Origin of the sequence: Bacillus cereus, assembly GCF_002567495.1 — a bacterium.
Lineage (GTDB): Bacteria > Bacillota > Bacilli > Bacillales > Bacillaceae_G > Bacillus_A > Bacillus_A cereus_AQ.
In genome coordinates, this window is the sequence record NZ_NVAP01000047.1 from 14,299 (window position 1) to 39,174 (window position 24,876).

A 24,876-nucleotide genomic window follows, 5' to 3' on the forward strand; every position below is an offset into this window, starting at 1 on the left:
TCCTCATATTAAAAAATTACTTTTAGCTAAGAAGAACCTCTCTTCAATTTGTGTGTAGTTCCATAGGCATGTCATTTGTTGAGAGCTAAACTAGGTTGCTGGATATTAAAACGTATGTTCCTGTCGCGAGTTTAAGATACATATTAATCATCGAAAACTGAGGATATAATCTTTCACTTCAAATATTTATAGATGGTGATGCGTTTAATCTTTTTCACCTTGAATTAAATTTATTAATCTTTTTGTGCATGCTTCTTGCGGATAGTTTTCATTAATAAATTTTTTTCTTAATTCTTTTGCTAAATCAGATTGTAAAGGATCATGTAGAACTTTTTTAATCGTGCTAGTCATATCCTCCATGGAATGATTTACAAGCCAATCTAATGTATCGTAATATTTATAATCCCTTTCCTCTAATAAAGATTTATAAACAACTACAGGTATGTCTAACAACATTGCCTCTAATCCTACTGTTGAATTTGAGATAACCACAAGATTTGCATGTAAAATAACATCATACATGTTCACTTCATTTGTTATATATTTAACATTTGGATATAAGTTACTTAATTTAATATATTCTCCTACTAAATTACGCCCTTTTTCCCAAGGGTGAGGCTTTATAATAACCGTAATATTTTTGTCTTTCACTAGCTTTTCTGTCAGTTCAGTATAAAATGAAGTTTTAAATGGCTGGGTTGCAATAAAAACCACTTTTGTAGAGGGGTCTATTTTTAATTTATTAAAAAGATTCTTTTTATCCATATATAACCTATCAAAGATTTCATCATATCTGGGGTGCCCTAGTATTTCAATTTGAGATTCACTTACCCCTTTTTGAAGGTACCAATCTTCTTCATATTTCCCATATACGACCTGTTTTGTTGCGAAAACCGGAAAGTATGCTTCTTCTCCCATTATTGCACCATGCTGCAGACAATAACTTGGTATCCCCTCACTACTAGAAAGAAACGTAAGCGCTCTACTTGTTATATCTTCCGTAGTACCAACAATCACACCAGAAATATCTTGTTCTTTAAAAATAAAATGCGCCATATTAAGTTTCTCGATCATGATAGGAAGGTCGCTGAGTAATTTTTTTTGAAAAAACATGTTTGAAAATAGTGGGTGCTTATTAAACTTTAAAAAGATTTCTTTAGCTTTTTCTATAAAAACATGTGCGGTATTAGTGGCTTTATTTATATAATCAAGTGCACAAACTGTAGGAAGACCGTAGAGTTCGGTCTTTTTTGATCTAGTTAATATCTTTGTTTGATTTGGATTAAAGTGGGTAAAGTTACTTACTGAAAAACGGAGATAATCTGAATTTAGGAGAATTGCTCCATTTTGATTTTTTCTTTTTATTTTTGATTGAAATGCAGAAATTATTTTTTCAAACTCTAACTGTAACTGTGCTTCTGCTATTGGCTCAATTGACAATTGCTTGTAAAAATTATTATCTTTCATTTTATTTTTTATATCTTCATCTAAATATTGGTAAAAATTACTTAGTAATGGTAATGGAATGTTATAATGCTTTAACCCTGAAAAAATATTTATATACTCTAGATTTAATAGCCAGTAATTTTTCAAATAAATGTCACTCAATTTTTCACCCTCTTTTTTTTCTTAGATCTTCTCTTAATTCTTTGCATGTTCTTTGTGGTGGTAATAATTGTACAAATTCATTTTTTTCTTCTGCAAATAACTGTGCATGTATTGAATGAGGAGTAATATAATTAATATCTAAAATTTCATCTAAGGGATAAAAATCCCAATAGTGATTTAATCTCCAAAAGAAACGTGCATCTCCTATCCGGTAAAACTGAGGATCTTCATCCCAGTAAGAATTCCACCTTTTTTCAAGAATTGGTAAAACAGATGCTCTATGCATAATAGAACAATGATCAATGGTACATGGTGCATTATTCGTAATTTTTTTTGCAGGTCTTTCAACCGTTTTAATAGGCATATCTGATTCATCTATATGAATCGTTTTTGATGCAGAGTAAATAATTTGAACATCTTCATTCTCATCAAGATAACTAGACATCTTTTTAAGACGTTCTTCTTCATATTGATTATCATCTGTAATATAAGTTATATATTCCCCTTTAGCATGCTTAAGTGCCTCATTAATTAAAGCAGCATATCTTACTTTTTTTGTCCTTTCAGAAATATGAGCTACATTACTTTTATAAAAATGTACATTTTCCTTATTTATGAATGGGTGAATCACCTTCTGGGTCAATTCATCTGAATCATCATCCATTATAAAAAGCTCGAAATCCTGAAAGGTTTGGTTTAATACACTTAATATCGATTTTTCAACAAATGCAGGCTTATTGTAACTTGTCATTATAACTGAAATTTTAGGCAAATATCCCTCTCCTCCTTATCAATAAATACAAAAACAGTTACGTTATTATATAAATAGAAAGGACAAACCGTTCCGATAATTTTAAAAAAGGTTACTTTATCTATAAAAAATTAATAGCAGTATTTATATTCACCTATGTCCTTTTTTTTCGATTATAGTCCATACCATATCTATGAAGAAGTAATAAACTATTTAAGTATAAAAAAGAAAGTGTCGATAAAGCTTTAATTATTAGATTTCAACAGAATAACACATTCAATATTCTCAATAGAGGTGAATACTTTGCAACCCAAAATATCAATTATCCTTACTAGTTATAATAAGCCGTCATTAATTAATCAAGTTATTGAAAGTGTTCTAATGCAAACTTATAAAGAATGGGAACTTTTTATTATGGATGATAACTCCTGTCTAGAAACTATAAATGTCATAAAAAATTATTTAGAGGATCCTCGAATTACTTATAAGAATAGTTTTATACAAGATGATGAACGATATAAAACTACAAGATATGCAACACTTATCAATGAGGCACTTCCATTAACCTGTGGGGATTATATTTGCTATTTAACGGATGACACTATATACCTTCCAAACAGATTAGCTGAAATGTTATCTTTCTTAGAAAAAAACCCTGAAATTGATGTAGTCTACTCTTCCCAATACGTTAAATATGTTGATTATAACCTACAACCTACAAATGAATTTGTAAGAGAAGCTTCGAAAATTTTATATACAGCTGCTAATGTTGTAGATCACTGTTCAGTTATGCATACTAAAAGAATATTATTAAAAGTCTATGAAAAGTACCGTGGATATTGGGATACAAACCCTTTATATTGGTTTGCTGGAGATGCAATGTTTTGGAAACGCCTAAATACATTTCAACCTTTTTATCCCATTCCCAAAGTGCTCGATATTACTTTTAAAACACCATTCTCTTTCCAAAACCTATATGCTAACCTCCCTTCTAAAGATTTAAATGGTATTTTGTTTAGTAATTCATACGGAGAAGTATTTTTAATTGATAACTTTAAACGCAGGCTTATTTCAAAAGACATGCTTTCTTACTTCAAATATAATCAAAATGAAATTGTTTTAATTCCCGATCCATTTATCTACAAATATACAGAAGGTCCCCCCATAACCCTTACAGAGTCAATTCCAAATCTACGGGTTGTGCAAAATGAAAAAGGAGAGTTATTTTATATAGAAAACAATCAAAAACGTCCGTTTATTAACACCGTAGCATTTCGCAAATTTAAATTTTCAGTTCAAGAAATTATTAAAGTTTCACAACGTAGTTTAAATCAACTTTCAGATGGATCACCTATTTATCCAAATTTATCTCATCATGCGATTTTACCGGAAGGAAAAGTATTTATCTACCATCACAATTATTTCATCATGACAGATTATATGCTTCATCCCATAGATAAAGATATATTGCAAAAACTATATTTATTAAAGAACTGTATACCAATTTCAAAGACCAATTTATCCTACTTTCATATGGGCCCTCCTATTTCAACATACCCTTCTTACCTAGCTGAAAAATACTTAGAATAGTACTAAGAAGGAGTGTTATCAATAAAATAATAGAAAAAGCTCCTGAACTAAGTACTATGCTTGCCTACAGTATTATTAAAGAATTAAACGGATTGATAAAAAAGGACCTAAATAAAAGTCCCTATTGTTATACTAGTATCTCCTAATAGGGTGCTAGAATTTATTTAGATGATCAAAGATTCTTCTTAACTTGTAAAATAAATTATCATAAAAAGGGGACGCAAATAAAAATGCGTCCTCTTTTTATATCGAATCAAACTAATCCATTAAAATGTTTTTCATGAATATGGATTAGTAATATTTTTAAGAAAAACATTATCTAACATCTTAGCTGTTACAATAAGTAGATTCGTATAATTCACACCAATGACAAGTATTACTTATTACTTATGTTTTTACCCTTTTCTGTATATTATAATAAAAAATTGTGAAATTTTATCGCATTATGTAAGACACTTAATATCAAATGTATTACTTTTACTATGAACTAAATGTATTTTATAGGACTATTATAGATAAACAGGGTGCTAAATTGATTCTTAAGAAGTCATTAGCATTTAATTTATCTAAAAATTGAAAAAATATGTGTAGATAGATATCATCTTAAATACATATATAATTAACTTTAATTTTCTGACACAATTTCACATAATTATTAAACTGATTTTTTGCGTACATTATGAAAAGAATTGCACCGTGTCAGTCTTTAAAAGATTATATATCATAACTTTAAGAGAGGAAGGAAAACTATGAAGATGAAAAGAAAAATCATTATGACAACAGCACTTGCAGCTACATTAGCTACAGGTGCACTACCTACTACCTCGGTGTTTGCTGCAGAAAAAGAGGCTCCTATTCAACCAAAAGAGGCACAATTGAGTATTCAGCCTTTTGCACAAAATAATTTGGAAACAGCCGTTCAAGCTGCCTTAAATGGTCCAGAAGTCAAAAAAATTAAAGTATTTGAGCATGAGTTTAATGTAAAAGAAATAGAAGTAGTAAATCTAGGTGCAGGAAAAAAATATGTTAAGGGGCAAATTTCTCATCATTTAAGTTTTCGTCCAGATGATCAATTTTATTATGAGTTTACAGTACAAGATGGAAAGGTACTAGATAAACCTGTATTTAATATTGATAGAGGTGGTTGGACACCATTTGCTGCTCCACTTTTATCAATTCTTGCTGCGTATAATGGAATTCCAGTTAATCCAAATGATCTAAATGCACTTGGTCAGCAGATTGGTAAAGTTATAGATGGAAGCTGGGAACATGCGGCCCAATCAATTGCAACTGTAGTTAGTCTAAGTTTTAATGAGTAAAATTTTTCAATTTTTATTATCATTGTAGAGATTCACTTTTCGTAATTAGCCTAGTTATAAGAGAATCTAAAACAGCTATTAATAAATTTTTACCGCTCAGTCACATTATCTTGATTTGTTTACCACCTTATCATTCATTATATGTCACAAAATAGAAGTCTTTTTTAAGGCTTCTGTTTTGTTTGTATAAAATACGAGCACCGGTTGCTTTTTGAAGGCTATACTTCGATTTTTCAAAAATACGTTTGGCTATTAGGCACAATTCATAAAAACAAATTATTAAAGTCTCAAATAATTTACTCCCCCTATTTTCCAAAAATACCTTTAAAGTATATAAAGTGGTAGTTCATTCATAAAAAAGAAAGAGATAATTAGAACGTTGCTTCATTTTCACAGAAATAAAAAAGGAATCCTTTACGGATCCCTTTTTGCAATGCACTCTTTTTCAAATGGTACATTTTGCACCTACTTTTAGTATAGCTTACAATTCCAATAAAATAAATAGGATTAAATAAAATTCAATTCATGTATTTTCATAAAAGTATATGAATCTAGAAATTAATACTACTAGGTTCACTTACAAAAGATTTGTGTTCTTTCACTATTAATAAAACATCATACTTCTTTATAATATTACAAATATAATTACGTATTTTTAAACCTTTCTCCTGAACATTCTATTAGTTGTTCCACAGCAATCTTTCGCGCATGTTCCTCACTATCTATCAAAGTCAATCCTTGTGATATATAACTCCAAAATTCATATCCACAATCCTCCATCCATCTATACGCTTCTGTTGTGTATAGACCATCCTTTCTTTTAATGATTTGAACCTTATAGTTTTTACTTGGAGAAAAAATCTCTTGTATAACCCGCTCCATTTATGCAATATCCCCCTAAAATAAGGGCTAGGCTTTTTCACCTAACCCTACTAATATATTTACCCGTGTTTAATCAATCTCATACGGACATCTTCGTCTGCACTATAAAGTTGTAACGTATTTAAATCATAATTTTGTACCTGATATCTAAAACTCTCAGTTCTCTGAGTCTTATGACCGTTCTCAGTTACGCTTGTTAGTTTTAATGTTAATTGTAAAGAAGGTACATCTAACTCGTATGTTCCCTTCATTAGATTATCTCTACTTGGAAAATCCCCATACTTATAAAAAGAAAATGTCATATCACCTTTTAAATCAAATATTGTTTTGAATCCGTCTCCTAAATCAATACCATACTTACCTACAATAGACCTTTCATTTTTAATGTACCTAGATGTATTAGAATCGTTTATTCCTAACTCTTCATCAGTACCAACTATACCTTTGAACATACCTGTTTCGGCTTGGCTCTTGTCTGATTGACTTGAGTTAGGTGAAGATGATTTGGGAACAAAACTTGATGAAGCGTCTTCACTAGATGAATCAGAAGAACTTTGTACTCCTTTTGATTCATTCTTTAGTTTTTCAAACACTGGTAGCCAAATACGATTACCTTCTGATAGCCTACTGTCTGCCTTTTCAATTACTTCCTTATCCGCTTCCATTGAGAAGTCTTTTTTCTTGAATACCTTTTCTATTTCTTCAAAGGAGCCCCTATACTTACTGACTGCTTTAAGGACTTCTTTGTGATCTTCCTTGTATTTAGAAGGGGCATCTATAGACTCTATCTTATCCAGTACTTTCATATAGTCTTTAATGGAAACTAAGACTTCTTCCCTTGATTTACTACCTTTTTGGTAGTATTTTATTGAATCTTTATAAAAAATTAACCGCTTCACTAAATCTTTCTCCATGTCTAACATGTATTGTGGATAATCCTCTTCTAAAACTCGAATCCTTTGAATATCTTTCTCGTCATCTTTTAAGCTAGTAGACTTTTTATCTTGTTCAGTAGCTTTCGCTTTGCTTGACTCTTCTGTCTTTACTTCTGTCTTTGCTTCTTTCTTTGGTGAATCTTGAATCGTAGCACAACCCCCTAATAACATAACCGGAATCGCTAACTTGAGTAGTTTCTTCGATTTCATACGTCATACCCCTTTAATAATCGTTGTTATTTTCTTAACCGCTTACCTTTTTAGGATTTAATTTATAAATACGGAATTCACCTTCTGTATCATCATTTAAATTCCTTTCTACTTTCTTCTCTGCTTTACGTTTCGCATCAGGGAGGTCTTTATCTATTTCATCAAAAATCGGTTGCCATGTACTCAGTACGTCTATAATCATATCATTGGCTTTGCCGAATCCCTCAGGTAGTTTAATCATCTTATCTGCTTTAAACTCTTTATCTACCTGTCTGAAATCTGACTGTGTAAGTCCATATGTTTCAGTTGTACAACCTGTTATAACATAACAGGTAAGGTTAATGTTACAAGTATCTTTTCTTTCATTTTTTGCAACCCCTATAAAAAGCAGCAACTATACAGTTGCTGCTTCTAATATTTCTTTTTGTATTTCAACACGCTTAACTTGGTGGGGATCTTTTGAAAGAATTGTAAATGCATATCCTTCACTAAATAACGTTTGTCCTTCCTGGATATCATAATTCTGCATTAGAATCCAACCACCAATTGTATCAACATCACTATCATTCATATGTAATCCTAACAAATCATTTATTTCACTAATACGTACTTTACCTTCTACGACAACATGATCATTATTCATTTGCTGAATTGGTGAAAGCTCATCTCCATCATATTCATCACGGATTTCGCCTACAATTTCTTCTAGTATATCCTCGATTGTTACCAAACCAGCTGTGCCGCCGTATTCATCATATAATACAGCCAATGGAATACGTTTCGTTTGCATTTTTAATAATAAATCATGTATTGGTATGGTTTCTATTGCTTCAATTACTGGACGCGTATACGAGGAAATAGAATTAAATTCTTTTGATTCATTACTCATATAACGAATCAAGAAATCTTTCACATTCACCATGCCGATGATTTCATCTTTGTCTTCTCCAAATACAGGGTAGCGTGTGTACTTTTCATTACGGATTATATTTATATGATCCGCTAAAGAATTGTCTACATGAAGCCCTATAATTTCTGTACGAGGGACCATTATTTCTTTTGCAATACGATTATCAAATTCAAAAATATTATTTACATATTTATATTCAGCTTGATTAATTTCTCCACGTTCATAACTTTCCGAAAGAATCAATCGTAATTCTTCTTCTGTATGTACGACATCATGCTCTGATGCTGGTTTTAAACCAAATAGTCTTGTTATCATCCTTGCAGAGCCATTCAACAAACTAATAAACGGATACATGATTTTGTGGAACCAGATAAGCGGTGCTGAAAGCAATAAAGTAACCTTATCAGCCTTTTGAATCGCAAATGTTTTGGGTGCCAATTCACCAACTACAACATGTAAGTACGTCATAAAAGTAAAAGCAATTCCTAAAGATAATACACCTGCAATGGAAGGATTGAGATTCCACTTATCAAATAAAGGATGTAAAAGTCTCTCAATAGTTGGTTCACCTAATGCCCCTAGTCCCATTGCTGTAACTGTAATACCTAATTGACAAGCCGACAAATATTCATCCAGGTTTGACGTTACTTTCTTAGCTGCCAACGCACCCTTCTTTCCTTCTAATACAAATTGATCAATCTTTGATCCTCTTACTTTTACAATAGCAAACTCAATTGCCACGAAAAACGCGGTACATGCGACTAAAACTGCTACCATAATTAAATTAAATATGTCCAACTAATCCCCTTAGTTTCGTAAAAACTAAAGGATTCACCTCCTGATATATTTTCATTTTCCCTACTTACTATTTATTACTTGCGTGTAATATAAGATTGTTTACAATCTACAGTCTCAAAATAATAAGAGGTACTCTAAGAAAATCGAGGTTATTTAGCCAACTATCCGAGTCAACGTCTGAGTCCAATACATATCCACCGCCTAAATTAAATTATCTATATGTTAGCATAGGTAATAAATTACAGTCAACACTTATATTTCAAATACTTAGAAAATGATTTAAAGAACTTCCCTCCTATCATTTTCTCCCCTCACTACCTAATATAGCTAACACTGTTTATAACCTAAAAGCTCCAATAACATTAGGCCGTTACTTCTCTCTTTCATTCTGCGCATGTTTACTTCATATAATAAAATATTTTTTCAAAAACCACTTCATAAAAGAACGTAAGTTCGTGTATAATAAGAACGGATGTTCTTATTATTAGGAGGAATTATGATGTATGACTATTCAATTTTACCGAATAGAATCATTTTATGTGTTGATCTTCGAAGCTTTTATGCCTCAGTTAGTTGTATTAAATTGGGCTTAGATCCGCTTCATACAAAATTAGCTGTAGTCGGGGATGTAAATAGAAACGGTTCAATTGTTCTAGCCGCAACTCCACCATTAAAAGCAATGGGTGTAAAGAAGATGGCAAGGCTATACGAGATTCCTCGACAAAAAGATATTCTTATTGTGAATCCAATTATGGGAACATATATTAAGTGCTCCAATTACATAACGAAGTTAGCTCTACAATATGTTCCTATTGAAGACTTTCATCAATACAGCATCGATGAATTTTTTATGGATATTACCGATAGCATCCATCTATTTGCCCGAAATCCACATGAATTTGCATTACAGTTTAAACGTGAAATATATGAACATACACGAATGGAATGCACAATTGGAATTGCTCCTAACCTGTTGATGAGTAAGGTCGCTTTAGATATTGAAGCAAAGCAAAATACAGACGGAATTGCTTATTGGAAATACGAAGATGTACCTACAAAATTATGGAGCATACGGCCACTTAGTAAGTTTTGGGGAATTTCACATAAAACTGAAACAAAGTTAAATCGAAAAGGAATACATTCAATTGGAGATTTAGCTAATTATCCTCTTAAATATTTAAAACAAAGCTTTGGCGTGATTGGAGAAGAATTACACTTACATAGCCATGGAATTGACTTTAGTCGCATTTCAGAAAAATATGTCCCTGCCACAACTTCTATTGGAAAAAGCCAAATTCTCATGCGTGACTACACAATAGAAGAATTTCCAATTATCCTGCTGGAACATACCGAAGAAGTTTGCTATCGATTAAGACAACAAAACAAACTTGCTCAAACCGTTCATTTCTCTATTGGTTATAGCAAGAATTGTGCAGGCGGCATTAGAAAAATACATACTTTAAGCCGTCCCACAAATTTAACGATGGATATTTATCATATCTGTACATACTTTTTACATCAGCAATATACTGGTGAACCCATTCGTAGTATAAACATATCCTTAACAAACCTACTTCAAGAAGGAGAAGAACAAATTTCACTTTTTGATAATGTCACGCAACGAGAACAAGAAATAAAGCTAACGAAAGTAATGGATGAAATACGCACGAAATTTGGAAAGAATAGCATATTAAGAGGAATTTCGTATACAAATAATGCAACAGCTAGATACAGAAACACACTATTAGGAGGACACAAAGCATGAACAACGCTAATATGCCAAGAGGCAGAGGAATGGTAAAATGGGCGCCATTCGCAGCAATGCCAGAACAATTCGCCGGAATACGGAAAATAATCAAAGAGAAAAATAAAATAGCACGTCCTATTTTAACCTCTGAAGAAAAAGAACTGATTGAGAATATGCTTTTATGTTCCTTATTATCCGAAGAAGAAATACTAATTACATATTATGAAGACGGCTATTTACTTACTAATTATATGACCATAATCGATATAGATCCGTTAAATAACGCTATCATATGTACGGATGCTTTCCATAATCAGATGACACTGTATTTTTCAGATATACTGGATGTAAAATAGAATAGATTTAAACATTTAGATTGTTATAAAGGAGTGTATAAAATGCAAGGGAATCAGATAAGAACGAATACAGCAAGAACAGTTATTCATAATGATATAAATAACTATCCCTATTTAAATATACCTATGATTATCAATGAGAACAATGGAATAACTTACGAGGTTTTAAGCACTGGTTTTCATAATAATGATGCAGTAGCAATAATAACAACGGACGGTTTCACTACAACTAGGGTAAATACACCAATCGTAACAGTAAAAAACGATGATAGTAGTATCCAAGTATTCCGTTTACCTTTAGAATTGGATTATTGGGTGCTTTCATGTATGCGCGCTGCTTCAACAGGAAAAAATCCGTTCCCATGTAAAGTTGCTTTTGGAATCATTGATACTAAAATTCATGTGGAATTCAAGTGAGAAAGGAGCAAATTAATTTGTTCCTTTTATCGTTTTTGGAACATTAATTTTTCTTAAGCTGATGGGCATGTAGCGGTATCCCTCACTATTAAATTTCAAATGCATGAAAATGAGGAAAAGTTTAAAATAATTTATATACAAATGAAATAATCCAGCGAGAGTATCAAACTGTATACAATTTGCCTTTTCACACTAAAAAATGATACTAAGGTCATTGAAAGGCACCTCAGGGTGTCTTTTTCTTAATTCTAATCTGCAGTAACAAATTCATATTTTTTTATATAAAATATGGAAAAAATAATTTATAATTCTACTTAGAGTAATATAACGTTTTAAATATAAAAATTATAGAAAAAATGGTGGTGATTGATTTTATGTTTAATATTTCAAAGGGTGCGATGATAGATACAATAAACAATATGATTTACAACATTGCTCTTTATGTCTTTGTATTTATTATTTGCATGTGGATTTTAGTGTGTATTGTTCGATTATTTGTAAGGGGCTTATCAAGGGTAATACCTATAACGTATACCCCTCCGTTGCAATCTAAAGGAAATGGAAAAAGAAAACAAAATAAAAAAAGGAATGCGTCTTATAGGATTCAAACAGCTGGAAAGAAAGCAAAAACAAATAAAGTTGTAAATTCTGATTTGGATGATGAAGATGATTTTAATGACTATTATGATGACTACAGTTCTCCTAGTTATTATAGCTCTTCTGATAGTTCAAGTTCTGATAGTTCATATAATAACTCCAATTATAATAGCACTTCTAGTTACAAAAATGAAGATTCCTCTAGGTATGATAGTCCTTCTTATAATTCTAATTATAATAGTAACTCAGATGAAAATGATTACTAATAAAATACTAACTTGCATGATAGTACACAACCTATTTGTCATAAGAATGCATACATCTATGTTTTCAAAATATATTAAATTACAACAGTCATTATGGATGCGAATCTAATCCATAATATTAAACTTAAAATGGTTCAATACGGAGAAAGACGCCTTAAGGTGTCTTTTCTTTGTCAGGAATAGCTACCCAGCTATTAAAACAGCACGCAAAACCTTGACGCTATTTTATAACACTCAAAAAATAGACAATGATTTTTACTTCTTACTTCACAAAACAATTTTCACTCTTTGATTTACTTTATTTGACGATGTTCATGCAAATTGAATCATTCTATCCACTAAACAAGAAATAATTCTCCAAGCGTTGAATATATTACTCATTAATGTAATTTCCTCATATAATTGATTTCTCGTTTCATCTAAACCTATATCCTTAGACTTCTACGATTGAAATATGCTCTACGGAAGAAACATTCCTTCACTACTACGTCAATTAAATCTTTTCTTGCTGCAGTAGTTTCTCTAATTCATGACGAAATGTATGAGTTTTCTCAACATCCTTTAAGATATCCTCTAGGTTCTCATTTGCTATAAAATCTCTGATAGAATGGTTAAAAACCATTAACCTACCATATCTTTTCTCTATTTCTTTAAATCACGCTTCTTTTTCCAAACGCTTAAAATTTTTACGAATGAATTTTCCCCTTTTTGAAGGGATGGACATAAAGAGTCCTCCTAATACATCACCGATTACATCTCCCATGTGAAAACCTCCTTTTTTCTATTGTAACATTTAGAAAAAACGATACATAGCAACATTTCCAATACACTTCAAATAACGATTCGTTACCAATTAGAGTGAACGGTAGAACTTGCGTTATTGTTTTTTCTTATCTCGACAGAATACGACATCACCATTTACCTTAATTTGGTATAATCATCTGTGGAATTTTACAATTTTTCAAAATGGAGGAATTAAACATGTTCAAAAAGTTGAGTACCATTGCATTAGGAAGTGCTTTAGCTATGAGTCTAGTTGCTTGTGATGATTCGTCAAACAAAGCTTCTACAGAAAAGAAAGATGAACCAAAACAAGAGGCTAAGAAAGAAGCAAAACAAGACCAAAAACAAGAAACGAAAAAGGACAATAAAAAGAAGATAACGGTTGCCGATGTGGATACCATTAAAACTGGTGATCCTGTAACTGGTGAAGGCGGAGATAAATACGAGGATCTAGTTGCTAAATATGGCGAACCTGACATCAAATCTGATTCTACAAGTAAAAATGTAAAAACGTATACTGCTAGTTGGAGTAAAAATGCAAAAGGTGGCACAGGAGCTAATTTCACCGTTAGTTTCATTGAAAAAGATGGTCAAAAGTTAGCAGTAAGTAAAACTCAAATAGGGATGGAATAAATCCTAGTCATAGAAATCATGGTTATGAGGAAACTTCTAAATCTTGATAAAACAAGCACTCGAATGGGTGCTTGTTTTATCATTTGAAAGTAATGAATCACCGGAAATTCCGCTTATTAACAAACGATTTATTCTTCTTACATTTACGACCATACAAAAAACATGTAGTACCCTATATTTTACGTACTGGAAAAGCAAAATCATAGATACATCCTTTTCAACTTGATATGCTCAGTTCTCATAATATAATTCCGTACTAGATATCTCTGTTTTAGATTCTTTATATATAACTTGATCCTTTTAATGATTAGATATTAAATCCCGTTTTATTTTCATAAAGTTGTAATGGCGCAACCCCCATTCAACTTATTTTTATATATTTTTAGGTTTAGTAGGCAGAAATAACAATTAAAAATAAATTCAAATTGAAAGAGGTGATCCAAATTATGTTTAAAAATGAGGAAGAGCTGCAAAAAGCTTTTGAAGCAGCAAAGGCGACCTTAGCAATTGAGGGATTGACTGTTACAAAGGAAATGGAGAAAGTCATAAAGGATAAGTTACGGGGAAAAATTACTATGGAGGAATTGATTAAACTAGCAGATGATATTGCCAGACGCAAATAAATAATTTTTCACTTTAAAATCTGTAACCTTGATACTCGCTTTTCACAAAAATAATAATAAAACCATTTTGGAAAGAGATTCAACAAAATGGTTTTTTACTCTTAAATGAGCCTTGCACTTTATAATAACTCTCTTGGAATTCGTTAATAAAACGCCGCAATACAATGTTATTATCTCACCAAAGATAGACTTTACGTTTATAAGACCGTTCCTTCTCACCATCCTTAAACCATTGACGCACTACTCGTTGAGTTTCTGTTATAACAACAGTTTATGTAAAAAAGGTGAATCTCCTATTTCACAGTAAAAGATTTTTGAACTGCGCGAAGCTCTTCTTTTGTTAATCGTTGCTTCTTTTCATTAGAAAAGTAAATCTGATAATGAACGTTCTTTACATTCCATTCTATATCATGGCATTCATTCTTTGTATGATTGAATACTTGGCGAGTCTTATCAAATGCATTGATCTCTTGAAAGGATTTTTGCGGATGCACTTCTTTCCCTTTTGTAATTTCAACAATTAGTTTCTGATCCCCTTTACTTGAATAAACGATAGAAACATGTTCTGCATTTTCATTTGCAACCGTCATCGAATCTACCTTAAATGGTAATTTAGTAGGATATGATACTGGAAAAGGGAGTTCTTTTTGTGCAGTGGCCATGACTTCTTGCGATATTGGATACATATTCACTTCTTTTGCATAACAGCCTGTAAGCATAGTAACAAAAATCAAAATAACGAACGAAAATTTTTTCATTCCATTCCCTCCCATTTATAACATATGTAACTTTTTGGCATACATTCTCGAATGGAACAGGATAAAAATTTGAAAAATAAAAAATGCCCAAGATAATTCCTTAAGAAATTATCATGAGCATTCTCCACGCACATAGTTGGATTGAAGGTCAATTAGTTCATTTTTAAACAGATTTATGCTTTTCACTTCCTACTTTTGACCATAGTAATTTTTTTAGATTCATAGTTCCTGAGATTAGCAAGCCACCTATTACTAAAATCGCACCAAATAGATGATACATTGTAATGTTTTCTTTGAGTATTAACCAAGCTAGTAAATAACCAAAAATCGGAGTTAAGAATAAATAGTTGTTCGCTTTTATAGGATCTTTCTTTAATAAATAAAACCATAGTAACATAGACACAATTGAAGTCATCACGACCTGCCAAAATAGACCCATTGCAAAATTCATATCTAAATTGATGTACGGATTTGTATCTAATAAGAAACTTAAAGGAACTGCAAATAGACTACCAAATATAATTTGCCAAGTATTAATGACCAGGCGGTCGATTTTCATATCATATTTTGTGAAACATACACTCCCAATCCCCATAGATAACATGCCTATCGCAAGAATAATGACACCCGATACAGTGGCTTGTGTATCTTTTAGATAGGGATATACGACTATGAGTAAACCAAATGCCGCAATACACATTCCAGCCCATTCTTGTTTTGTTACTTTTCTACTTAAAAAAATAGATGACAATAAAGCAACAACAAATGGATTTACAGTGATAAACAAGTTAAATAAACTAGATGATACCAACTTTAATGATAAGAAACAACAGCCTACATACAAAGTAGTATTTAATATTCCTAGTACAACTAATTGCCTCCACTCTACCCCTTTAGGCCATCTGTTAGATCTAATAAAATAAGTAAAGATAAACATGATAAGACCAGCACTAATAAGCCTCGTAGTTGCAAACATTAATGGGGATGAAGATAAAAGCCCAATTTTTGTAGCGATCGCGCCTGATGCCCATAAAATACTAAACAATATACCAATTAAAATCTCCATACATACCATACTCCTTTCCTACTGAACAAATAGTAAAACAACCGATTTTATCAAAAAATAAAATCGGTTGTTTATGTGAAGAACTATACATTACCTGTTTTAAAATCAGACAGTAACTTCTTCTTTCCAATTATCCATACTGAAACGCTCACCTAAATCACGATGTTCTATAATATACGCACGTAAATGTTTTGCCTTCTGAACAATTGCCTGATCACCACTTCTTTCTGCAATCTGATCTAGCCAATCGTAACATCTTGCAACAGGTATATCTTTTTCAAAATGAATCTTAGATAGGAAGAATACAACATCTTTAAAATTGATTCTTGAAATTACTTTAGATAGTGAAGTAATTAACTCCTCTTCAAATGTCTCATCTAGTTCATCGCGTTTGACAATAAATCTTTCTAAATCAGGATTATATGTCTTTTTATCTTTGAAGATATCAGATGGATTAAAATCTCCATCAAATACATAGTCTAGACAAAGGAAAACGCGGCTATCTTTAGAGAAATTAGCAGCTGCATGTCCAATTGCTGCATCAAGGAACCAAATTTCTCCTTTTCTAATACGGAATACCGCTTCTTCATCTGAATGGAAAGCCTTTTCATTATCTTCTAAAGCTAAGAAGACACGGAAGCGTTGTTTAGTACTATGAGAAAATTCAACGAAGTCTTTATGTGGAATAACCATCGCATCCACTAAATTACGTGTTCGAACCATCTTTAAATTGTCAAAAGTGAAGTATTCTTCAAGAAGTGAGTTAATGTATGGTAACTGCTTGCCGTACTCCGTTTGTTGGGCTGCATGATCAAAGTCACGATACATTGTATCGTTTTTGTCATTCGAAGCATTCCATAACGAATTATTCATCCAATAACCCGAACTAAATTCATCATACTCCTCTGGTATAACTGGAAAATTTGCGATTGTATCCAAATCTTTCTTTAATAATTCCTCGTTTAAATTAAATTTACCAATGATATAAGATGCCATATTAATTGTTCTCCCCTTTAATTATAATGTGAACATTACTAAACCGCAATATAAGTGACGTAATAATCTGATTATGTATTATTTTCAGAATCGAGATTAAAAGATTATTTGCATAGATTAATAACGTGTATATTATTTCGAAAAAATAACATACCTTACCTAACATTGCATAATAACTTAATGTGCATTTATCAATCGCATTGTTTTTGAAATATTCCTGAAATCAAAAATATACAATTCATATTGAGACATATGGTCACAATACCTACATTTTATATTTTTGTCTGTTTCACAAACATGCGGTACATTCAAGTTTCGAACCACTTCTAATACATGCTCTTTGCAAACAAACAAAAAATCACCTTATTTCTATAAAGTAAAAATTAATTATTGTAGTTCTTTTTTTACTTAGCACAAGCCCTTTAAAACAATTTCCAGTCCCGCGCGGATTTACAGAAAATTGAAATCAAAACTACAAATTTAGTATAGGAAAAAAACAACAACAAGTCTACGGACTTTTATTTAAACATTCTGAATTAATAGTCTTGAGATGGATTTCTATCTCTATAAAACACCGTAACCAAGCCTTCATTTAATGATTTACTGAAAATTCTGTAAAAATCAGAGAAATATTAATTGTATTTATACAACCAATTATTTGGTGTAGTACCTTACTGTTTGTAACACCACTTTATATTGATACGATATAGTTAATGCACGAACCTATTTCAAACATCCTAAACCAGAATACTTCAACTAACTTGAGACAAAATGCTTAATGTCTAATCTGCAGCAGTACAATGGATATTTCCTAGTCATACGTTATTAAAATTTAGTTACTTCCATTCTTGCCAATATTCAGTATTCATGAGCCGAACAAACGTTAACACGCATAAATACTCAGCTGATATCTGAATAGGTGAATGGCATTGCTACGAAGGATAAAAGAAAAGGTTTATTGAGTATAATCTTAAATTTCACGAACTCTTTGTTTGAAAAATAACGTTGTACTGCTTATATTCCTTGTATTCTTTTCGTTTACAGATTGAAATTTTGTTTAAATTCTTTTTTTAAATCCCGCATCGGAAGTAACTCTTTTTCCATATAAATATCCCCTCCATAGTAAACAGGTTTTAGTACTTTCTATTTCCTGTCTGCTATAAGGGGATTATTCAAAGCTACCTCTTATTTCATTTATTTTTGTTTTCGTTTCAATTCGAACGCTTTTGTTCGGCGATCTTTCATCTCAAAAATGAAATTTCCATTCACATTTATTTTTTCATCCTGTAAACGTTCCAGGCACTCATCTATGACAGCAATTTCGTTATCATAGTCTTTCAGTTTACGAAACGTCATTACATACGATTTATATAATGCTGGCGCGTTGTAGCCGTTATTTCTTGCTTTATCGAATAACTCTATAGCTATTTCTAAATTGCCAGCCTTACGTTCTGCATCTCCTTTTTCCAAGTAAGGCATCCCCTCATCAAAACCTCTATCCCAGTTGTGTGAATTCTTTATTTCAGATAAAGGTACCCTTGCATGGAAAGGGTTAATAGTAGTTGTTTCATCCTTTTTAACTACAACAGCACTGCCGTGTTCTTTTAAAAATTTCCAAACATCAATCAGATGATATGTAGGTACATTTCTACCTAATTTCTCTAACGCTTGTTGTTGATCTATCTCAAAGTTATGTACTTCATCATCGCCTACATATATCCAAGCACTCACAGACTTAGCGAATTTACTCTTTAGTATCTTACTACCATTCGCGGTTAGAAGTGTATGTGTTTCCTCTTGGTACTTCTCTAAGTTTCCCCCGTAGATGAGATTGATTTCATTACGAAAATTACGCGTAATAAATACAACAGCATTCAAGTTTTTGTCTTCAACTTTGTCAAACGCTCGAGGCTTTTTTCCGAAGTAATGCTCATCAATTTCATTTACAAATAAAACAGGAGCAGTTTCATATTTTAAAGCAGGCATAGTAGAGCTACGAGAGTAACCATTATCACGCTCTACAAATAACGGAATAACACGGTTCGTTAATCTATTGTTTGTTTCATTTAACACCCTAGTTATTTCTTTACTTTCAAGTTCAATTGCTTCGTCCTCTGTTAATTCAGTTGCCACGAAACGAATATCCGTTTCATAGTGCTCGCGAATTTTTTCAGCTTCATACGCTCTTTCATGGAATACATTATTACGATTTCCTCGTCCCTTCCCCACATAAAAAATTTCGCCAGTCTCTTTGATGAACCATTCGTATACGTAAAAATCAGTCGCGACACTCCCCGTAGATACACCAACAGGTAATGATGAAATTACATCATTTGCGTATGATGTGCCATCGATAGAAAAACCTAACCCGTTATTTTTGTTTTCTTTCTGTTCGTCTTCATTTATTTTGTCAGTTGATTTTCTCATTTCTTCAAGAGAATTTTGATGTTCTTGTTTCTTTTTGTTTCCGAAAAACTTATTCAATAATCCCATAATTGCCTCCCCTTTTATTCTACTAACAATCCAATCTTTCCATTTCATTTTACCAAGTGATAACATATTTTACGAATATGCCCTCACTCTTTACGCTTTGTTATCTCGTGTATTGATACTATTTTTGTACAAATGCAATTCCACTTCCTCTCTCTATTCGGCATCCTTTACAATAATATTGTGTCGAATGTTACTTGTGGTTTAAGATAGAATAATGAGCTTTCTAATTGAAATGTTCTTATTAAATGGTATAGTACTTTAGTCATATTTTCACAAAGGAAGTGTACAGCATGGAATGGATACGAATCCCTGTAGGACCAATTAAAGCAAATGCATATATTTTATCTAATGATGACAAAGCATGCGTCATTTTTGATCCAGGCGGTGAACCTGACAAAATTAATCAGTACATACAAATACATGATTTAACTCCAAAAGCTATCCTTTTAACTCATGCTCATTTTGATCATATCGGGGCAGTAGATGGAGTAAGAACAAAGTGGGATATTCCCGTGTATCTTCATCAGGCAGAACGGGATTGGCTATCAGACGCAGAATTAAATCGTTCTGCACTTCCTGGTAGAAAGAAAACAACGGCAGAACCTGCGGATTATCTGATTGAAACGGAAGAGGATATTTATATAGATTCCTTTTCATTCAAAGTATTGTTTACCCCTGGGCACTCACCTGGAAGCGTATCTTACTTTATCAAAAATGAAAATATTCTTATCTCAGGAGATGTACTATTTAAAGGGGGTATCGGCCGAACGGATATAAGCGGAGGAGATCTTAATCTATTAATGAAAACAATCCAAGAAAAACTATTTAGTCTCCCTGAAAGAACGCTTGTTTTAAGTGGGCATGGAGATGTTACAGATATTCAGACTGAGCGAAAACAAAACCCGTTTCTAAGAAACCTGAGATAACGTTTATTTCATCATCTTGACAGGAATTTGCATGGTGAGATTTTCGTATTTTAGAGATAATATTTTAGAAAAAGTAATAGTGGGAGTTATACCACATGGGAAAAGTTTTATTAAATTATGCATGTAACAACAATGCCAATCTTTTTTCAAAAGAAAGGTTGGCATAAATCCCCCTCCCCTCACACCTTACTTTCTCTTAGCAACAAACAAAACGCTACCCAAATCACAGCAGCGCTTACAACAATTCCTATACATGTAATCAAAACTATTAATTCTCATATCATTTATTTCTTTGTTTCCATACCCCATTCTCTCTACGAAAAGTATTCTTTCCATTCATGAAGTCAGCTGTGTTACCAGGAATGCTATATTTCTTATTCTTTTTCTTAGCCTTCTTCTTCAGCCTCTTCTCTTCTTGAACAGCTTGCAGATCAGCCTTCCATTCTTTCAACAAATCCTTTTCACGTCGCATCGAATTTGTACCTCTTAGAATAAAATATGAATCCAATAATTGGGTTCTTTCTATTTATATACTCATTTTATCCAGATGTCCATTTTGTTCACATACACGTTTAAAGTGTATTTTCTATATAACAAATAAATAATTACCTGCTATGGAAGAAACTCGTTCATTTTGAAATAAATTGATTAACATGGAAATACCGGTCCTTGGACCTTATGCAATCCACTACAGAATATCGAGCGCTTTTTTTCTATAATAGTTACCTTGTCTTGCTTTATATACAGATTGTCTGCACAAAACAACAATAGTAAAAAAGCATAAAAAAAGAACTAATACATTTTTTTAGTTCTTTTTTACGATTCTATGATCACGTATTTCATTTTTTTATATGTATTACTCATTCTTATTTGGTCACGATGTACCCCTGTTATCATTATTTTTATTGTTGTAATTCACCTTTTTAATTTTGAATTCAACTTCATCTTTCTTATAAAGTTCGCATGCCAGTATATAATCCGTAATTAATTCATGTATATGCTCCAAACCACCTTTACCATATAAATCTCCATTTAAATACAGTTATGTACATCACAATCCATACGCTATATTAGTAATTTTTCTTGTGTCTGTTGATAAATATAAAAACGCTGCCTAATACACTTAATGAAAGCACAAAACATAACAATATATCAGGTAAAAATGCTAAAGGAACGATTTCTATCGATTGAAAAATAATAATGGCAATGATACCTACAGAAAGAATGTTATATAGTACATTATTTGTTTTATACTGTATTTCTTTCCCTCTTTCGTCTTTTGCTTCATCACTGGATTGAAATTGTATTACGTATATCTGACTGATGCATATTACAACAAAAAATATAATTTTTAACCAAAACATATCACTCACTCCTCCTGATAATCGAACACGTCAGTTATTGGCTTTTCAAATTCCTTTGCAATTTTAAAAGCAAGAATTAGAGAAGGGTTATATTTATTCTTTTCAAGAGTAGCAATAGTTTGTCGACTTACTCCCACCCTTTTTGCCAGTTCTTCTTGTGTCCAACCTTTTTCCGCTCGGCAAACTACGATTCTATTATGTAACAAAAGCAACACCTCTTAGAAAAATTGTAATGTATTTCTTACAATTCGTAAAGTATTTTTGACAAACTTATATTACGTACATAAAAAATATCCCTCTATACAAAGGGATATAGCGTTACAACTTTTAAAAACTAATAATCTTATATTAATCTACAATTTTGTGTGCTTTAGGTACATAAGAAAGGACATTACATATTAAATATGTAATGTCCTTTAATTTATCTAAGCCTATTCATTTTAGGTCTTGATTATTAGAAATTCACACAATCTTTTTAAATACCATTCTATCCTAGTAAACAATCCGTTTTTACAGATGGTACTTGCTGCAAATGAACTCTTTCGAATATTAAACCTATTTCACCAAAAATTTTTCTAATTCTTCAGCTAAAAGTCTAGCTCCATTAGGACTTAATGTAATTTTTCCATCTGCTAAAGTTATATTTCTCTCAGTTACCTCTCCAGTAATTTGGCAAGCATTATTAGGCGAATATCTTTTTAAAATTATATTTTCATTATCAACAAAAATTTCTAATGGTGATTTAATCCCTATGCCTAGAGTATCTCTGAGTTCTTTTGGTATTACAACTCTGCCTAACTCATCAACTTTTCGAACAATTCCAGTTGCTTTCATACTATTATTCCCCCTAATAAATTGCCCTGTAATGTATGGTAATTCAAACTTATATACTCCTGAATGTATTTGTTGATATTTTGGTACTTCTTTTGTTCTATTAAACATTAGTAATCCCCCTTAGTATTTAAATATAATTCGATTTAATTTTTTGCTGCCATCACTGTATTCTCCTTTAAATGCAATTCAATTTTGGCTACCGATTACTCTTTATTCTATATATACTATTCTTTAGCTTAGACTTCTTGTGTAACCGTACTTTAGTCCCACTAATATCTAAGTCAATTTTTTCTTCCTCTAAAGCCTCAATTTTCTCTTTATGTTCCTTTTCAATTCTATCTCTTTCTTCTTTTCTCTTAGTCGCTTTGGGACCAATTACGAACAGAATTAAGAATATACTCACCATTACAACAAAAGTAATCACTAGTACCTCTCCCCCTTTGCCAAAACTTCATACAACAAAATTCTTTTTAATGTATTAGACTTAACTCAGAAATCTAGAGGAGGACGAGCACTAGCTTAATTGCACAGAAACATTATAGAAATTACCTGCACTATTCCTCCTTCTCCTTATATAAAACAAGATTATAAATGACGCAGTAAGGCCGGTACTAACAATGTCATTACAAATATAAAAATTGAACTATATCTCAAACTTGAACTCCATTTTCCATATTTGGGATGTTCAAATTTCTTATAAAGCATACCTAATGCTAGAGATATTAAAAACATTAATACAGCTGTCCCTAAAATTATGGAAGTAATTAAGCCCACCATATTACTCATAAAGGTTTGAAAATCAAAAGAACGTGTCGTCAACATTAACACTGGTAGAATCCTTATTAAAAGTATGAGAATAAATGAACCTACTCCAAAATATATAGATCTTTTTTTCCACTTTATATGTTTAAACCATAACGAAGCCCCAAAAACTAATAATGATATTAAAATTACTACAGAAAGTATAAGGAAAATAACATCAAAGAATGCAGGCACACTCGCATGGACTGCACCATCTATTTTACCTCCCCCCTCTTTTATTACATCACTGCCACCATTAAACAAAGAACCAAACCAGTCTACAATCCAATCGGTCATCCACGAAATATCGAATGGTAAATCTTCGTTTTTTGTTTGCGCAGGAGCAACTGAGTTGAAAATTTTCAAATTCTCCTCCCTCTTCATTAAAAATTACCCCCTTTATTTTAAGTATATAAATTTCCTTAACCAAAACTAAGAAAGTATTAAATCATCCTTGATTAAATAGAAGAACCACACTTATGAATAGAAATTTCATTTGTTACATTTGTACACTCGCTTTTTGATAACTATCCATTGCATTTAGCATTGTCCCTATTTTGGAATAAGTAAAAAAGTACCCATCCAATTGTGATACGCATAATAATTGGATGAGTACTTCATTACACATTCTTTATTCTATTTTTATTGATATAGAAGAGGTTTATACATTTCATGGTGATACCAATTAAATAATTTTTAAATATTACTACGTAATTCAATCGATTTAAGAAAATAAAATTTCACAAACCTTTGATGATAGCTTCTTGGTTTATCGGATAGAACATATGTATGAAAAACGCAGCATAATATCGGTTTTTCTAACCTTGTAAATGACTTAATATATATCTTTGTGTATTTATGTCTTGGCGTTTTAATGCCGTTACTGATTCTCGATTAACATCTGATACAGGTAATGGTTCTCCATATATATCAAATAATCTTATACCGAACTTACTTAAAATCCGTATATTATTAAGATTCCTACTCTCTTGTGTATAACTAATAATATGGCGTAAATTAATCCCAAAACTTATCATAAACTAATGCTCCCTCTTCAATGTAAATAGATATGGATATACTTCTATCTATTCTCGAGGAATCCCTTGAAACTTAATAAGCCCTATATATTTCTCAATACCATAACAGTATAGGCTCTCTCTTTTTCTACTATAGTGCTACGCCACTTCTTATAAGAAGTATTCAATAGACAACA

At 31.7% G+C, this 24,876-nt stretch carries 26 protein-coding genes and 1 pseudogene; 9 read left to right on the forward strand and 18 right to left on the reverse strand.

Annotation, left to right across the window (positions count from 1 at the left end):
- Window positions 1-204: 204 nt before the first annotated feature.
- On the reverse strand, window positions 205-1,608 hold the full coding sequence (locus COK05_RS23080; protein WP_098614414.1) for a CDP-glycerol glycerophosphotransferase family protein: 1,404 nt from the start codon (window positions 1,606-1,608) through the stop codon (window positions 205-207).
- Between the two features lie 4 nt (window positions 1,609-1,612).
- The gene (locus tag COK05_RS23085) at window positions 1,613-2,380 is read right to left on the reverse strand and encodes a glycosyltransferase family 2 protein (protein WP_098614415.1); all 768 of its coding nucleotides are present in this window, start codon (window positions 2,378-2,380) and stop codon (window positions 1,613-1,615) included.
- A 282-nt stretch (window positions 2,381-2,662) separates the two neighbouring features.
- On the opposite strand from COK05_RS23085, the gene COK05_RS23090 reads away from it, so the two are divergent.
- Together COK05_RS23090 and COK05_RS23095 are read left to right on the forward strand one after the other, a co-directional pair.
- A complete protein-coding gene (locus COK05_RS23090) occupies window positions 2,663-3,949 on the forward strand; it encodes a glycosyltransferase family 2 protein (protein WP_098614416.1) in 1,287 nt (428 codons plus the stop codon).
- Between the two features lie 749 nt (window positions 3,950-4,698).
- Complete coding sequence (locus COK05_RS23095; RefSeq protein ID WP_000782792.1) at window positions 4,699-5,268, forward strand: hypothetical protein; 570 nt, start codon at window positions 4,699-4,701, stop codon at window positions 5,266-5,268.
- Between the two features lie 645 nt (window positions 5,269-5,913).
- Here the strand turns inward: COK05_RS23095 and COK05_RS23105 are convergent.
- Genes COK05_RS23105 through COK05_RS23120 form a run of 4 tightly spaced genes read right to left on the reverse strand, consistent with a single transcriptional unit; the run spans window position 5,914 to window position 9,003 of the window.
- The gene (locus COK05_RS23105; RefSeq protein WP_098614417.1) at window positions 5,914-6,150 is read right to left on the reverse strand and encodes a hypothetical protein; all 237 of its coding nucleotides are present in this window, start codon (window positions 6,148-6,150) and stop codon (window positions 5,914-5,916) included.
- 59 nt (window positions 6,151-6,209) lie between these two features.
- Window positions 6,210-7,295 (reverse strand): DUF3994 domain-containing protein, encoded by a 1,086-nt coding sequence (locus COK05_RS23110; protein WP_098614418.1) that lies wholly within the window; start codon window positions 7,293-7,295, stop codon window positions 6,210-6,212.
- Window positions 7,296-7,329: 34 nt separating this feature from the next.
- A complete protein-coding gene (locus tag COK05_RS31100) occupies window positions 7,330-7,689 on the reverse strand; it encodes a hypothetical protein (protein WP_255290349.1) in 360 nt (119 codons plus the stop codon).
- Entirely contained in the window at window positions 7,690-9,003 is a 1,314-nt protein-coding gene (locus tag COK05_RS23120) for a hemolysin family protein (RefSeq protein ID WP_098614419.1), read from the reverse strand.
- Window positions 9,004-9,502: 499 nt separating this feature from the next.
- On the opposite strand from COK05_RS23120, the gene COK05_RS23125 reads away from it, so the two are divergent.
- From COK05_RS23125 to COK05_RS23140, 4 genes are all read left to right on the forward strand, one after another.
- Entirely contained in the window at window positions 9,503-10,768 is a 1,266-nt protein-coding gene (locus COK05_RS23125; protein WP_098614420.1) for a Y-family DNA polymerase, read from the forward strand.
- Window positions 10,765-11,106, forward strand: coding sequence for a YolD-like family protein (locus COK05_RS23130; RefSeq protein ID WP_098614421.1), 342 nt, complete (start codon window positions 10,765-10,767; stop codon window positions 11,104-11,106). Before COK05_RS23125 ends, COK05_RS23130 begins: the two co-directional genes overlap by 4 nt.
- Window positions 11,107-11,148: 42 nt before the next feature.
- Window positions 11,149-11,523, forward strand: a complete 375-nt coding sequence (locus tag COK05_RS23135; protein ID WP_098614422.1) for a hypothetical protein — start codon at window positions 11,149-11,151, stop codon at window positions 11,521-11,523.
- A gap of 374 nt (window positions 11,524-11,897) precedes the next feature.
- Window positions 11,898-12,386: a hypothetical protein gene (locus tag COK05_RS23140; RefSeq protein WP_098614423.1), complete on the forward strand. Its 489-nt coding sequence runs from the start codon at window positions 11,898-11,900 to the stop codon at window positions 12,384-12,386.
- A gap of 493 nt (window positions 12,387-12,879) precedes the next feature.
- Here COK05_RS23140 and COK05_RS32100 read toward each other — a convergent pair.
- Window positions 12,880-13,149 (reverse strand): annotated as a pseudogene (locus tag COK05_RS32100) (hypothetical protein).
- A 218-nt stretch (window positions 13,150-13,367) separates the two neighbouring features.
- Here COK05_RS32100 and COK05_RS23150 point away from each other — a divergent pair.
- Together COK05_RS23150 and COK05_RS31420 are read left to right on the forward strand one after the other, a co-directional pair.
- Window positions 13,368-13,802, forward strand: coding sequence for a hypothetical protein (locus COK05_RS23150; RefSeq protein WP_098614424.1), 435 nt, complete (start codon window positions 13,368-13,370; stop codon window positions 13,800-13,802).
- A 446-nt stretch (window positions 13,803-14,248) separates the two neighbouring features.
- Window positions 14,249-14,425, forward strand: a complete 177-nt coding sequence (locus COK05_RS31420; RefSeq protein WP_163051259.1) for an antitoxin VbhA family protein — start codon at window positions 14,249-14,251, stop codon at window positions 14,423-14,425.
- Window positions 14,426-14,718: 293 nt separating this feature from the next.
- Here the strand turns inward: COK05_RS31420 and COK05_RS23155 are convergent, their stop codons facing one another.
- The 4 genes from COK05_RS23155 to COK05_RS23170 all read right to left on the reverse strand — a co-directional run bounded on the left by COK05_RS23155 (window position 14,719) and on the right by COK05_RS23170 (window position 19,738).
- Window positions 14,719-15,183: a hypothetical protein gene (locus tag COK05_RS23155; RefSeq protein WP_098614425.1), complete on the reverse strand. Its 465-nt coding sequence runs from the start codon at window positions 15,181-15,183 to the stop codon at window positions 14,719-14,721.
- A gap of 163 nt (window positions 15,184-15,346) precedes the next feature.
- Window positions 15,347-16,258, reverse strand: coding sequence for a DMT family transporter (locus COK05_RS23160; RefSeq protein WP_176539458.1), 912 nt, complete (start codon window positions 16,256-16,258; stop codon window positions 15,347-15,349).
- A gap of 96 nt (window positions 16,259-16,354) precedes the next feature.
- Window positions 16,355-17,245 carry an aspartyl/asparaginyl beta-hydroxylase domain-containing protein gene (locus COK05_RS23165; protein WP_098614427.1) on the reverse strand — a complete coding sequence of 297 codons (891 nt, stop codon included), beginning with the start codon at window positions 17,243-17,245 and terminating at the stop codon, window positions 16,355-16,357.
- A 1,194-nt stretch (window positions 17,246-18,439) separates the two neighbouring features.
- On the reverse strand, window positions 18,440-19,738 hold the full coding sequence (locus COK05_RS23170) for a GIY-YIG nuclease family protein (protein WP_098614445.1): 1,299 nt from the start codon (window positions 19,736-19,738) through the stop codon (window positions 18,440-18,442).
- A gap of 290 nt (window positions 19,739-20,028) precedes the next feature.
- Between COK05_RS23170 and COK05_RS23175 the strand changes: the two genes are divergently transcribed.
- Window positions 20,029-20,664 (forward strand): MBL fold metallo-hydrolase, encoded by a 636-nt coding sequence (locus tag COK05_RS23175; RefSeq protein WP_098614428.1) that lies wholly within the window; start codon window positions 20,029-20,031, stop codon window positions 20,662-20,664.
- A 280-nt stretch (window positions 20,665-20,944) separates the two neighbouring features.
- On the opposite strand, the gene COK05_RS23180 is transcribed toward COK05_RS23175, so the two are convergent.
- From COK05_RS23180 to COK05_RS23210, 7 genes are all read right to left on the reverse strand, one after another.
- Window positions 20,945-21,136 carry a hypothetical protein gene (locus COK05_RS23180; RefSeq protein WP_098614429.1) on the reverse strand — a complete coding sequence of 64 codons (192 nt, stop codon included), beginning with the start codon at window positions 21,134-21,136 and terminating at the stop codon, window positions 20,945-20,947.
- 598 nt (window positions 21,137-21,734) lie between these two features.
- Complete coding sequence (locus COK05_RS23185; protein WP_141539226.1) at window positions 21,735-22,028, reverse strand: hypothetical protein; 294 nt, start codon at window positions 22,026-22,028, stop codon at window positions 21,735-21,737.
- A gap of 5 nt (window positions 22,029-22,033) precedes the next feature.
- Window positions 22,034-22,234, reverse strand: coding sequence for a helix-turn-helix transcriptional regulator (locus tag COK05_RS23190; RefSeq protein WP_141539227.1), 201 nt, complete (start codon window positions 22,232-22,234; stop codon window positions 22,034-22,036).
- Between the two features lie 349 nt (window positions 22,235-22,583).
- Complete coding sequence (locus COK05_RS23195) at window positions 22,584-22,862, reverse strand: AbrB/MazE/SpoVT family DNA-binding domain-containing protein (protein WP_098614446.1); 279 nt, start codon at window positions 22,860-22,862, stop codon at window positions 22,584-22,586.
- A 196-nt stretch (window positions 22,863-23,058) separates the two neighbouring features.
- Window positions 23,059-23,286, reverse strand: a complete 228-nt coding sequence (locus tag COK05_RS23200) for a hypothetical protein (protein ID WP_098614431.1) — start codon at window positions 23,284-23,286, stop codon at window positions 23,059-23,061.
- Window positions 23,287-23,447: 161 nt separating this feature from the next.
- Window positions 23,448-24,047 carry a hypothetical protein gene (locus COK05_RS23205; RefSeq protein ID WP_098614432.1) on the reverse strand — a complete coding sequence of 200 codons (600 nt, stop codon included), beginning with the start codon at window positions 24,045-24,047 and terminating at the stop codon, window positions 23,448-23,450.
- Window positions 24,048-24,481: 434 nt separating this feature from the next.
- Window positions 24,482-24,700, reverse strand: coding sequence for a hypothetical protein (locus COK05_RS23210; RefSeq protein ID WP_098614433.1), 219 nt, complete (start codon window positions 24,698-24,700; stop codon window positions 24,482-24,484).
- Window positions 24,701-24,876: the final 176 nt, after the last annotated feature.

Excerpts from the sequence above, each read along its gene's own strand:
- COK05_RS23205 (WP_098614432.1), bottom strand. The coding sequence starts at position 24,047 with ATGAAGAGGGAGGAGAATTTGAAAATTTTCAACTCAGTTGCTCCTGCG.
- COK05_RS23135 (WP_098614422.1), top strand. The coding sequence starts at position 11,149 with ATGCAAGGGAATCAGATAAGAACGAATACAGCAAGAACAGTTATTCAT.
- COK05_RS23095 (WP_000782792.1), top strand. The coding sequence starts at position 4,699 with ATGAAGATGAAAAGAAAAATCATTATGACAACAGCACTTGCAGCTACA.
- COK05_RS31420 (WP_163051259.1), top strand. The coding sequence starts at position 14,249 with ATGTTTAAAAATGAGGAAGAGCTGCAAAAAGCTTTTGAAGCAGCAAAG.
- COK05_RS23150 (WP_098614424.1), top strand. The coding sequence starts at position 13,368 with ATGTTCAAAAAGTTGAGTACCATTGCATTAGGAAGTGCTTTAGCTATG.
- COK05_RS23210 (WP_098614433.1), bottom strand. The coding sequence starts at position 24,700 with ATGATAAGTTTTGGGATTAATTTACGCCATATTATTAGTTATACACAA.
- COK05_RS23110 (WP_098614418.1), bottom strand. The coding sequence starts at position 7,295 with ATGAAATCGAAGAAACTACTCAAGTTAGCGATTCCGGTTATGTTATTA.
- COK05_RS23195 (WP_098614446.1), bottom strand. The coding sequence starts at position 22,862 with ATGAAAGCAACTGGAATTGTTCGAAAAGTTGATGAGTTAGGCAGAGTT.
- COK05_RS23130 (WP_098614421.1), top strand. The coding sequence starts at position 10,765 with ATGAACAACGCTAATATGCCAAGAGGCAGAGGAATGGTAAAATGGGCG.
- COK05_RS23165 (WP_098614427.1), bottom strand. The coding sequence starts at position 17,245 with ATGGCATCTTATATCATTGGTAAATTTAATTTAAACGAGGAATTATTA.
- COK05_RS23155 (WP_098614425.1), bottom strand. The coding sequence starts at position 15,183 with ATGAAAAAATTTTCGTTCGTTATTTTGATTTTTGTTACTATGCTTACA.
- COK05_RS23180 (WP_098614429.1), bottom strand. The coding sequence starts at position 21,136 with ATGCGACGTGAAAAGGATTTGTTGAAAGAATGGAAGGCTGATCTGCAA.
- COK05_RS23140 (WP_098614423.1), top strand. The coding sequence starts at position 11,898 with ATGTTTAATATTTCAAAGGGTGCGATGATAGATACAATAAACAATATG.
- COK05_RS23160 (WP_176539458.1), bottom strand. The coding sequence starts at position 16,258 with ATGGTATGTATGGAGATTTTAATTGGTATATTGTTTAGTATTTTATGG.
- COK05_RS23170 (WP_098614445.1), bottom strand. The coding sequence starts at position 19,738 with ATGGGATTATTGAATAAGTTTTTCGGAAACAAAAAGAAACAAGAACAT.
- COK05_RS23175 (WP_098614428.1), top strand. The coding sequence starts at position 20,029 with ATGGAATGGATACGAATCCCTGTAGGACCAATTAAAGCAAATGCATAT.
- COK05_RS23125 (WP_098614420.1), top strand. The coding sequence starts at position 9,503 with ATGTATGACTATTCAATTTTACCGAATAGAATCATTTTATGTGTTGAT.
- COK05_RS23105 (WP_098614417.1), bottom strand. The coding sequence starts at position 6,150 with ATGGAGCGGGTTATACAAGAGATTTTTTCTCCAAGTAAAAACTATAAG.
- COK05_RS23185 (WP_141539226.1), bottom strand. The coding sequence starts at position 22,028 with ATGTTTTGGTTAAAAATTATATTTTTTGTTGTAATATGCATCAGTCAG.